The following is a 12,624-nucleotide window of genomic DNA, read 5'->3' as shown; positions in this document are numbered from 1 at the left end:
GGCTCAGCTAAATATCTCGGAGAGAAGCGGAGTCCTCGATGTCGGAACCGAGCGGTCACCACGTACGGCTTTCTCCCCGGGGGCTGGCCGAACTGCGCCGGCGGACCGGCGACCGCGAGGACCGGACCCTCACCGAAGCGTGCGCCATCGGCCTGGCGTACTGGGCGAGCGGCCGGAGCCCGGAGGGAATCGACCTGACTCCCGCCACGCTCTTCGCCGACGTGCTCGCCTGGGCCGACAACGGCGGTACGGCTCCGGCCGGCTGGGAGACCGGAGCGGACGGCCTCGCCATCGCCCTTCCCGAGGATGTGGAACGGGACGACGCGCAGCTCGCCCTGGACGACCTCGCCGACTTCCCCGACCGGCCGCTCGGCACCATCGCCCCCTCGGGGCCCGCCACCCGTATCGAGGAGCTGGCGCGCTGGAACGACACGCGCGCGGACCGGGACCGCCCCACGATCGTGGAGCTGTTCCGCGAGCAGGCGCGGCTGCGGCCGGACGCCGTCGCCCTCGTGGACGAACACCGCTCCCTGACGTACCGCCAGGCGGCCGAGCTCAGCGCTCAGTTGGCAAACCACCTCGTCGGGCGCGGCCTCACCGCCGAGCAGGTCGTCGGGATATCCCTCGGCCGCTCCGCCGAGATGGTCATCGCCCTGCTCGGCGTGGTCCAGGCCGGGTGCGCGTTCGTCCCGCTCGACCCGCTGTGGCCCGCAGCCCGGCGCTCCGTCGTCGCCGAGGACGCCAGGATCGCGCTCCAGCTCAACGGCTCGGGCGAGCAGACGCCGGGCGAACCGGAGGCCGTGGGCGTCGACCTGGACGACTGGGCCTTCGCCGCACACCCCGCCGACCCGCCCGCCGTGGCCGTCGCGGGGGAGTCCCTCGCCTATGTGATCTTCACCTCCGGCTCGACCGGCCGGCCCAAGGGCGCGATGATCCGCCACGAGGCCATCAGCGAACGCCTGTTGTGGCAGTCCCGGGAGATCCTCGGCTTCGGCCACGACGACGCCTCGCTGTTCAAGGCCCCGCTCTCCTTCGACATCTCCATCAACGAGATATTCCTGCCGCTGGTCACCGGCGCCCGGCTGGTGGTCCTCCGGCCGGGCGGCGAACGCGACCCGCACCATCTGCTGGACGTCATCGCCGAGCACCGGGTCACCTTCACCTACCTGGTCTCCTCCATGCTCGACGTACTCCTTGAGATGACCGGTGACTCCGGCCGGCTCGACAGCCTGCGCCATGTGTGGTGCGGCGGCGAGCTGCTGACCCCCGAGCTGTACGAGCGGTTCCGCGCCCGCCTCGGCATCCCGCTGTACCACGGCTACGGCCCCGCCGAGACGACGATCGGCGTCTCGCACGTCATCTACCGGGGCGAGGCCGAGCGCCTGTCCACCTCCATCGGCAAGGCGAATCCCAACACCCGGCTCTATGTGCTGGACGACGAGCTGCGCCCGGTCCCCGTCGGTGTCGGCGGCGAACTCTACGCGGGCGGGCTCCTGTTGGGGCGCGGCTACGTCAACGCGCCCGGACTCACCGCCTCCCGCTTCGTGGCCGACCCCTTCGCCCGGGAAGGCTCCCGGCTCTACCGGACCGGTGACCTCGCCCGGTTCGCCCCGGACGGCTCGCTGGACTTCCTCGGCCGCGCCGACAACCAGATCAAGATCCGCGGCATGCGGCTGGAGATCGAGGACGTGGAGGCGGGGCTCGCCGAGCACCCCCGCGTACGGCACACCTGCGTCGTCGCCCGGAAGAACACGGCGGGCGGGACCTATCTGGTGGCGTACGTGATCCCCGCCGCCGGACACGAGGAGCTGACCCCGGAGGATGTCCGGGCCTGGGCCGAGGCGCACCTGGTGGAGTACATGGTGCCCGCCCACACCGTCGTCCTGGACGCCTTCCCGCTCACCGCGAACGGCAAGACCGACCGGGCCGCGCTGCCCGAACCGGTGCTCACCGGTGGCCCGGTGACCGCGCCCGCCACCGACGACGAGCGCACCGTGTGCGCGGCGGTCGCGGAGGTGCTGCGGCTGGACGAGGCCGGCACCGACCAGGACTTCTTCCGCCTCGGCGGCGACAGCATCCTGGCGATCTCCCTGCTGAGCACGTTGCGCAGGGCCGGCCTCCATGTCACCGCCCGCCAGATCTTCACCCACAGCGTCCTCGGCGAACTCGCGGCGGTCGCGAGCCGCGAGGACGTCGCCACCGCCCGGGACGACGACGAGCCGACCGGACCCGTCCCGGGCACGCCCATCGTGCGGTGGCTCGGCGAGACCACCGACGCGATCGACGGATTCGTGCAGTCCGTGGTGGTGAACACCCCGGCGGACCTGACCGCCGCGGCGCTGGACGGCCTCCTCACCGCCGTCGTCCGCCGGCACGACATGCTGCGCGCCCGGCTGGTACGCGGCGAACACTGGAGCTTCGACATACCCGGCGCGGACGACGCCGTCGCCGCCTGGGAGGAGAGCGGCGAACCCCTCGACGCCTGCGTCGCCCGCGCCACCGCCGGACTCGACCCGGACCACGGCGTGATGCTGCGCGCCGTCTGGCGCCGCGAGGCCCGCCAACTGGTCCTGGTCGCCCACCACGTGGTCGTCGACGGCGTCTCCTGGCGCGTCCTGACCGAGGACCTGGCCACCGCCTGGCAGCGGTCCGTCTCCGGCGCCCCGGTCGAACTTCCCCACGAGGGCACCTCGTTCCGCCGCTGGGCCGAACTCCTCGGCCGCACCGCCTTCGCCGCCGACCGCGACCACTACACGCGCCCCCTGCCCGGCCCGGACGCACCGCTGGGCCGCCGCCCCCTGTCCGAGGACGACACGGTCGCCCGCGAGCGGCAGCGGACCTTCACGCTCGCCCCCGCCACCACCTCCGCCCTGCTGGGCGAGATCCCCGCCAGGTTCCACGCGGGCGTCAACGACGTCCTGCTCACCGGTCTCGCCGTCGCCCTCGCCCGGTGGCGGCGCGACCTCGGCCAGGACCAGACCTTCGCGCACATCGAACTCGAAGGCCACGGCCGCGAGGGCCGGGCGGTCGCGGACACCGCCGGATTCGAGCCCGACCTGTCCCGCACCGTGGGCTGGTTCACCACCCTCTTCCCCGTGACCGTGGACCCCGGCCCGGGGGCCGACCTCGCCGCCGCCCTCAAGGCGGTGAAGGAAGACCTCGCCCGCGTACCGCGCAACGGCCTCTCGTACGGCATCCTGCGCCACCTGCACGGCACCCTCGGGGCGTCGCCCGCGCCGCAGGTGCTGTTCAACTACCTGGGCCGGTTCGACGCGGGCACCGGCGGGGACTGGCAGCTCGCCGGCACCACCGGGCAGCTGGGCGAGAAGCGCGACCCGCGCATGCGGCTGCCGCGCGCCCTGGAGTTCAACGCCATCGCGGAACCCGACGCGAGCGGCGCGTACGGCCTCGCCACCACCGTCTCCTGGCCCGAGGGCCTGTTCACCGACGAGGACATCGACACCCTCGGCGGGTACGTCCAGGACGCCCTGACCGCCCTGGCCGCGCTCGACGGCGGCGGCCACTCGCCCAGCGACTTCGCACCGCTCCCGCTCACCCAGGCCGACGTCGACGCACTCGACGGACCGGCCCTGCGGGACATCCTGCCGCTGACCCCGCTCCAGGAGGGCCTGTACTTCCACTCGGTGTACGACGACGAGTCGGCCGGGAGCTACGTCGAACAGCAACTCCTCACCCTGGAGGGCGAGGTGGACCCCGGACGCCTCGCGGCGGCCGCCACCCGGCTGCTCGCCCTCTACCCGAACCTGGCCGCACGCTTCACGGCCCTCGCCGACGGCCGCGTCGTCTCCGTCCTGGAGAGCGGCACCGAGGCCCCCTTCACGGTCCTGGACCGGCCCGGCATCACCGACGAGGAGATCCGCGACCTCGCCGAGCGCGACCGCCGCGCCGGGTTCGACCTGGCCACGGGTCCGCTCATGCGGTACACCCTCGTCCGGGGCGGCCCCGGCCGTACCGTGCTCGTACAGACCGTGCACCACATCGTCGCCGACGGCTGGTCCGTACCGCCGATGCTCCGCGCGCTGCTCGCCGAGTACCACCGGCCCGGCGCGGCCTACCGGGCGGGCGGCTTCCCCGACTACGTACGCCTGCTCGCCGGGCGCGACGACGAGGAGAGCGACCGGGTCTGGGGCGAGCAGCTCGCCGGACTGCCCGGCCCCTCCCTGGTCGCCGAGGGCCACGCCCCGTCCGACACGTTCGCCGACACGGCCGTCGAGCCCGCCCACGACATCGACACCGCCGCCCGCGAGGCCGGGGTGCCCCTGAGTGTGGCCGTGCACAGCGCCTGGGCGGTGACGCTGGGCGGCCTGCTGCACCGCGAGGACGTGGTGTTCGGCTCCACCGTCTCGGGCCGCGACGCCGATGTGCCCGGCGTCGAGGACATGGTGGGCCTCCTCATCAACACCATCCCGGTACGGGCCCGTTGGGCCGCCTCCAGCACCGCCGGTGACCTGCTCGCCTCCGTACGCGATCACCAGAGCGCCGTCCTGGCGCACCAGCACGTCTCCCTGGCGCGGATCGGCCGGCTCGCCGGTGCCGCCGCCCGGTTCGACACCCTGGTGGTGTTCGACGTCGCCACCGATGTGGCCGCCCTGCGCGGTCCCGACGACGAGCTGGTCGTCGCCGGCATCGTCAACGAGGGCGCCCCGCACTACCCGCTGACCCTGGTCGTGGAGCGCGCCCCCGACGGCCGCCCCCGCTTCAACCTGATCCACGACGGTGCCCTCCTGCGGGAGCCGGCGGCCCGGCGCGTCCTGGACACCTTCACCCGCACCCTCACCGGGCTCCTCACCCGGCCCGGCACCCCGGTCCGGGAGCTGGCGGCCGAGGACACCGCGCGCCCGGAAGCCCCCGCCCCCACGACGCTGGACGCCCTGTTCGACGCCGCCGCCCGGCGCCACCCGGCGGCCACCGCCGTCACCCGGTGCGGTCTCGACGGCACCACCGACTCGCTGACCTACGGCGAACTCGCCGCCGCCAAGGACCGGTTGGCGGCGACCCTGCGCGCCGCCGGAGTCCGGCCCGGGCTGCGCGCCGCCGGAGTCCGGCCCGGGCTGCGCGTCGCCGTCGCCGTACCGCGCTCGCTGGAGCAGGTCACCGCCCTGATCGCCATCGTCTCGGCGGGCGGTGCCTACGTACCGCTCGACCAGGCGTACCCCGACGAGCGGCTGGAGTACATCCTCGGCGACGCCGCCCCGCAGGCCGTCCTGGTGGGCCCCGACGAGCGCGAGCGCTTCGCCGGACTCCTGGAGCGGGCGGGCGTCCCGGCCCGGGTGCTCGTCCTCGGCGAGGAACCCGTCCTCGGCGAGGCACCGGTGGCCACGGGCCCCGCCCCGCACGACCCCGCGTACGTCATCTACACCTCGGGATCGACCGGCCGCCCCAAGGGCGTCGTCGTCCCGCACCGCAGCGTGGCCGCCCTGCTCGCGAACACCCGCGCCGACATGGACTTCGGACCCGACGACGTATGGGTGCAATTCCACTCGTACTCCTTCGACTTCGCCGTCTGGGAGCTGTGGGGCGCCCTGGCCCACGGTGGGGAGCTGCTGGTCCCGGACTACGGGCTGACCCGCTCCCCGGTCGACTTCCACCGGCTGGTGCGCGAGCGCGGGGTGACCGTGCTCAACCAGACCCCCTCGGCCTTCTACCAGTTCATCGAGGCCGACCGGCACGCCGGGGAACGGGCCACCGCGCTGCGCCGGATCATCTTCGGCGGCGAGGCGCTGGACCCCGTACGGCTGCGCGGCTGGGTGGAGCGGTACGGCACCGGCTCGCCCGAGCTGGTCAACATGTACGGGATCACCGAGACCACCGTCCACGTCACCCACCGGGTCCTCACCGACGAGGACCTCGGCGCCGACGTCAGCCCGATCGGCGGCCCGGTCCCCGGGCTGACCACCTATCTGCTGGACGACCGGCTCCGCCCGGTCCCGCCCGGCAGGGTCGGCGCGATCTACGTGGCCGGCGACCAGGTGTCCCTCGGCTACCTCGGCCGGCCCGGCCTCACCGCCGGACGCTTCGTCGCCGACCCCTTCGCGGACGACGGCTCCCGGATGTACCACACGGGCGACCTGGCCCGCCGCACGCTCGACGGCGAGCTGGAGTTCGCCGGACGCGCCGACGACCAGGTGCAGCTCAAGGGGTTCCGGATCGAGCTCGGCGAGGTCGAGGCGGCGGTCCGGGAGCTGGACGGAGTGGTCGACGTGGCCGTCACCCCGTCGGCCGAGGGCGACCAGCTCATCGCGCATGTCGTGGGCCGGGTGCCCGGTGACCTCGGCGCGCTGCTCGCCGCGAAGCTGCCGGTGCACATGGTGCCCGGCCGGGTCCGCACGGTCGACGCGCTGCCGCTCACGGTCAACGGCAAACTCGACCGCAAGGCGCTGACCGCCCAGGCCGTCACGGAGCCGGAGCCCCTCCCCGCCCCCGAGGCCGACTCCTCGCTCGCCGCGCTGACCGCGATCTTCGCGGAGGTACTGCCCGGCACCGCCGTCCACGAGGACACCGACTTCTTCATGGCGGGCGGCGACAGCATCCTCGCGATCACCGTCATCAACCGGGCCCGGGCGCTCGGTCTGGCCATCGCACCCCGGGACGTCTTCCTGCGCAAGACCCCGCGCGCCCTCGCGGCGGAACTGCGCCCGCAGGCCCCGCAGGCCGCCGCGCCCGAGCGGGAACGCCGCGACCACGGGCCCTTCGCGCCGACGCCGGTCATCCTGCGCCGACGCGAACTCGGCGGCACCCTCGACGGGTTCGCCCAGGCGCGGACGATGGTCACGGCCGAGGGGGTCACCCCCGCCGACATCGAGCGCGCCGCGAACGCCGTCGTGGCCGCCCACCCGGCCCTGCGGATGAGCCTGGACACCACGCACGGCGTCTGGACCCCGCGCGTCGAGCCCGCCCGCGAGGTCTCCCTCGTCCACGCGGACTTCGGTGACCCGGCCCTCGCCGCCAACGCGGCCGCCGCCCACCTGAACCCGGAGACCGGCGAGGTCGTCGCGTTCACCTGGCTGGCCGCCACCCGGACCCTCGTCGTCACCGCGCACCACCTCGCCGTCGACACGGTGTCCTGGCTGATCGTCCTGGACGACCTGGCGACCGCCCTGCGCGGCGACCCCCTGCCGCCCCCGACCACCTCCTACGCCGAGTACGCCGACGCGCTCACCGCCCGGGCCGCGCACACCACCGAGGACCTGGGCGACTGGATCACGGTGCTCGACGCCCCCGCCGCGCTGCCCGACGCGGGGGAGCTGCGCGAGACGACCGTGGTCCTCGGCCCCGAGGCCAGCGACCGGGTCACGCGCACCGCGCCCGCCGCGCTCGGCATCGGCCTCACCGAACTGCTCTGCGGCGCCCTGCGCACCGCCCTGACCCGCGTCCAGCCGGAGCCCACCGATCTCGCGGTCGACCTGGAGCGCCACGGCCGGGTCCCCGCCCTGGACCACCACGACTACACCCGTACCGTCGGCTGGTTCACCTCCATCGCGCCCGTACGGCTCGGCCCGCACACCGACCCCGTGGCCGCCGCCCGCGAAGTCGTGGCGCGCCAGCCCGACGAGCACGGGCACGTCGCCTACGGCCGGCTCCGGTACCTCAACCCGCAGACCGCGCCCCTGCTGACCGCCCGCCCGCAGGTGCTCTTCAACTACCTCGGCCGGGGCGGCGAGTCCGACGTCCCGCGCATCACCGGCGGCGAGGGCGACAGCCCGTACGCCGTCGAGGTCAACGCCTGGACCGACGCCTCCACCGGCTGCCTGCACGCCGAGTTCGTCCTCGCCGAAGGCGTCCCCGACGAGCTCACCGGCCACTGGCGCGCGGCCCTGGAACGCCTCGCGGACACCGCGGCGACCGCCGAGCGCACCGCACCGGTCACCCCGCTCCAGCGCGGCCTGTACTTCCAGGCCCAGCTGACCGGCGCGACCGGGCACTACGTCGCCCAGAGCCACTTCACCTTCGACCGGCGCCTCGACACCGACGCCCTGGCCAACGCGATGGCGTACGTCATCGCCCGGCACCCGGTCGTCGGCGCGGGCTTCACCACCGACGACGACGGCGACCCGGTCCAGATCCTGCGGGCCGGAACGCGCGTCGGCGTCCGCACGGTCGACGTGGAGTCCGAGGCGGAGGCCGACGCCCTGCGCGCCCGGGACCGCGACACCGGCTTCGACCCCGGCGAGCCGCCGCTGATCCGGCTCACCGTGTTCCGCCTGCCCGACGGCCGCGACGGGCTGCTGCTCAGCTACCACCTGCTGCTGTGGGACGGCTGGTCCCGGGAGATCCTGCTGCGGGACCTCTTCGACGCCTACGCGACCCTCGTCGCGGGCGAACCGCTGACCGACGCCACACCCCGTACGCCCGGCTTCGAGGACTACGCCCGCACGCTGGCCGCCAAGGACCCCGCCGTGTCGGAGCGCTTCTGGGCGGAGCACCTGAGCGGCCTCACCGGGCCGACGCTGCTCGCCGGGCCCCGGCCGCCCCGCACCGACGAGCTGCCGCACGCCCTCCTGCACACCCTGTCCGCCGAGCTGTCCGAGCTGCTGCGCGACGCCGCCAGGGCGCACGGCGTCACCCTCAACACCGTGCTCACCGGTGCGTTCGGCCTGCTGCTCGGGGCGCACACCGGCCGCGCCGACGCCGTGTTCGGGGTGACCGTCTCCGGGCGCGAGGGCGAGGGCCTGGCCGGCATCGTCGGCGTCCTGCTCAACACCGTGCCCATGTGGACCCGCGCCCGGCCGCAGGACACGGTGGGGGAGTACCTCGACACCGTCCAGGCCGCCCGGGTCGAGGCCATGGACCACGAGCACCTGGGACTCGGCGAGATCCAGCGCGCCAGCGGCCACGACACCCTGTTCGACAACCTCTTCGTCCTCCAGAACTTCCTGGACCTGGACGCCCTCGCCGGGATCAACGCCCGGCACGGCATCACCTCGGTGCGCGCCGACGACTCGACGCACTACCCGTACACCTGGGTCGTCACCCCCGGCGACCGGCTCACCGTCAAGCTGGAGCACCGCGACGACGACCCCGCCGCCGCCCGCCGCCTCCTCGACGGCTACGTGCGGCTCCTTGAGGACCTGGCCCGGGCCACCGGCCCGCTCGGCGCCCTGCCCGGCCCGGAGCGGGCGCCCGAACCGGCCGCGCGTACGGACGTCGGCACGGACACCGTCGTGGACCGCTTCGACCGGGCGGCCGACCGCCACCCCGACCGCGTCGCCCTCGTCGCCGATGGTGCGGCCATGACCTTCGGGCAGCTCCGGGACCGCAGCCGCGAGGTGGCCGGGGTGCTCGCCGCCCGGGGCATCGGACCGGAGAAGGCGGTGGGCATCGCCGTACCGCGCTCGCTCGACTCGATCGTGGCGCTCTTCGCCGTGCTGCGCACCGGAGCCGCTTACGTACCGCTGGAACTGGACCACCCCGACGAGCGGATCGCGACGATCGTCGCGGACGCCCGGCCCGAGGTGACCCTCACCGTGAGCGCCGTCGCACCCCGCCTCACCGGCGAACTGATCGAGCTGGACCGCCCGTTGCCCGCCGCCGCGCCGTACACCACCTTCGCGCCCGGCGACCCGGACCGGCTGCGGCACCCCGCGTACACGATCTACACCTCCGGCTCCACCGGCCGGCCCAAGGGGGTGGTGACCGAGTACGCCGGGCTCACCAACATGCTCGTCAACCACCAGCGCCGGATCTTCGAACCCGTCCTGGCGGAGCACGGCCACCGCACCTTCCGGATCGCGCACACCGTGTCGTTCGCCTTCGACATGTCGTGGGAGGAGCTGCTCTGGCTCGCCGACGGGCACGAGGTGCACATCTGCGACGAGGAACTGCGCCGCGACGCGCCCCGGCTCGTCGCCTACTGCCTCGACCACGGCATCGACGTCATCAACGTGACCCCGACCTACGCGCAGCAACTGGTCGCCGAGGGGCTGCTCGACACCCCCGGGCGGCGGCCCGCCCTGGTGCTGCTCGGCGGCGAGGCCGTCACCCCGGGCCTGTGGCAGCGGCTCGCGGACACGGAGGGCACGGTCGGCTACAACCTCTACGGGCCCACCGAATACACCATCAACACCCTCGGCGTCGGCACCTTCGAATGCCAGGACCCGGTCGTCGGTGTGGCCATCGACAACACCGAGGTGTACGTCCTGGACCCGTGGCTGCGACCGCTGCCCGACGGGGTCCCGGGCGAGCTGTACGTGGCCGGCATCGGCATCGCGCGCGGCTACCTCGGGCAGCCCGGCCAGACCTCCCACCGCTTCGTCGCCTGCCCGTTCGGCGCGCCCGGCGAGCGCATGTACCGCACCGGTGACCTCGTCGTCCGGCGGCCCGACGGAAACCTCGCCTACCTCGGCCGCACCGACCAGCAGGTCAAGATCCGGGGCCACCGCGTCGAACTCGGCGAGGTGGAGGCCGCGTTCGCCGCGCACCCGGCGGTCCGGTTCGCCGCGGCCGTCGCCCAGCCCGACCCCCAGGTCGACGGTGCGTACCGGCTGGCCGCCTACCTCGTGCTCGACGGCGCCGATCTGGCCGCCATCGCCGCCGAAGTGGGCGCCGGACTACCGGACTTCCTGCGCCCCTCCCACTACGCCGAGGTGGACGGCATCCCGCTCACCGTGAACGGCAAGGCCGACACCAAGGCCCTGCCCGAGCCCAAGCCGCTCGGCGTCCTGGCCGGGGCGGGGGAGCGCGCACCTGAGACCGACACCGAGATCACGGTGTGCGAGTTCTTCGCCGAAGCACTCGACCTGGACGACGACGAGGTGAGCGCGGTCAGCGACTTCGTCTCCCTCGGCGGACACTCCATGCTGGCGGTCCGGCTGACCGGGCTGCTCCGGCGGGAGTACGGTCCAGTGATCACCATCCGCGACCTGCTCACCCTGCGAACCCCCGAAGCGATTGCCGGCCACCTCGATGAACACTCCTGACACCCCCCGGCCCCGCCACGGCGCCGCCATCCTGCGCACCGCCCTGCGGCGCAACCTCGGCGCCATGGCCTGGGGCACCGTCCTCATGGGCCTCTACCAGGCCGGGGAGACCGCGTTCCCGATCGCGCTCGGCCTGATCGTCGAACACACCCTGCAACACCGCAGCGCCGGCGCGCTCGGCCTGTCGATCGGCGCGCTGGCCGTGATCATCACGACCGTCTCGCTGTCCTGGCGGTTCGGGATGCGCACCCTCCAGAAGGCCAACACGACCGAGGCGCACCGGTGGCGGGTGCGGGTCGCGGCCTGCGGACTCCAGCCGGTGGCCCGGGACGTGGACCTGAAGTCCGGCGAGGTGCTGACCATCGCCACCGAGGACGCCGACCAGACCGCCGACATCATCGAGGTGGTGCCGCTGCTGGTCAGCTCGATGGTCGCGGTCCTGGTCGCCGCCGTCGCGCTCGGGCTCGCCGACATACGGCTCGGGCTGCTCGTGATCGTCGGCACGGTGGCGATCCTGTCCGTGCTGAGCGTGATGTCCCGGCGGATCGGCGCCAGTACGCAGGAGCAGCAGGCCCGGGTCGCGCGCGCCGGTGCCAAGGTCGCCGACCTGATCACCGGTCTGCGCCCGCTGCACGGCTTCGGCGGAAACCACGCCGCCTTCGGCTCCTACCGCCGGGTCAGCACCGAGGCCAAGGAGCAGTCGGTCACCGTCGCCCGGGTCAACGGGGTGTACGCGGGCACGGCCCTGGCCCTCAACGCGGGCCTCGCCACCGCCGTCACCCTCACGGCCGGCTACCTGGCCTTCGCCGGGCACATCAACATCGGGGAACTCGTCATGGCGGTGGGCCTGGCGCAGTTCATCATGGAACCCCTGAAGCTGTTCTCGGAGATGCCCAAGTACGTGATGATGGCGCGCGCCTCGGCCGAGCGCATGGCCCTGGTGCTCTCCGCGCCCCCCGTCACCACGCCGGGGACGGGGAGCCCGACGACGGGGGGAACGCTGGAGATCGACGGCCTCCGCCACGGCGTGCTGCGCGGCCTGAAGTTCGAGGTGGCGGCGGGGGAGTTCGTGGCCGTCGCCGCCTACCAGCCGCGCGCCGCGGCCGACTTCGCGGCGGTCCTCGCCCTGGCGGTGCCTCCGCAGGCCTACGGGGGAGCGGTACGGATCGGCGGACGGGACCTCGCGGAGCTGTCGGCCGAGGCGGTCCGGGAACACCTGCTGGTGAACCCGTACGACGGGGAGATCTTCGCGGGCACCCTCCGTACGAACATCGACCCGTCGGGCACCAGCACCATGCTCCCCGAGGCCGTCGAGGCGTCCATGCTGACCGATGTGGTCGCCCTCCACCGCGAGGGCCTCGACTACCCCATCCGCGACCGGGGCGCCAACCTCTCCGGGGGCCAGCGCCAGCGGCTCTCACTGGCCCGCGCCCTGGCCGCCGACGCGGAGATCCTGGTGCTCCACAACCCGACCACGGCCGTCGACGCGGTCACCGAACAGCTCATCGCCCGCAACATCGCGAAGCTGCGCCGGGGCCGGACCACCGTGGTCGTCACCAGCAGCCCGGCCGTCCTGGACGCCGCCGACCGGGTCCTCGTCCTGGACGACGGCGTCATCACGGCCGAGGACACCCACCGCAACCTGCTGTCCCAGGACGAGGCGTACTGCCTGGCCGTGGCGCGGTGA

The 12,624-nt window shown here is 73.9% G+C and carries 2 protein-coding genes; both read left to right on the top strand.

Annotated features, from left to right (window positions below):
* Window positions 1-38: 38 nt before the first annotated feature.
* Window positions 39-10,937 carry an amino acid adenylation domain-containing protein gene (locus tag ACIQZN_RS11115; protein WP_403990655.1) on the top strand — a complete coding sequence of 3,633 codons (10,899 nt, stop codon included), beginning with the start codon at window positions 39-41 and terminating at the stop codon, window positions 10,935-10,937.
* Window positions 10,924-12,624: an ABC transporter ATP-binding protein gene (locus tag ACIQZN_RS11110; RefSeq protein ID WP_403990652.1), complete on the top strand. Its 1,701-nt coding sequence runs from the start codon at window positions 10,924-10,926 to the stop codon at window positions 12,622-12,624. The genes ACIQZN_RS11115 and ACIQZN_RS11110 overlap by 14 nt, the downstream gene beginning before the upstream one ends.

This window comes from Streptomyces sp. NPDC097595 (assembly GCF_044761525.1).
In the GTDB taxonomy this organism is placed as follows: domain Bacteria; phylum Actinomycetota; class Actinomycetes; order Streptomycetales; family Streptomycetaceae; genus Streptomyces; species Streptomyces drozdowiczii_A.
The sequence above is the reverse complement of the archived record's forward strand: the minus strand, read 5'-3'. Positions and strand labels throughout refer to the sequence as shown.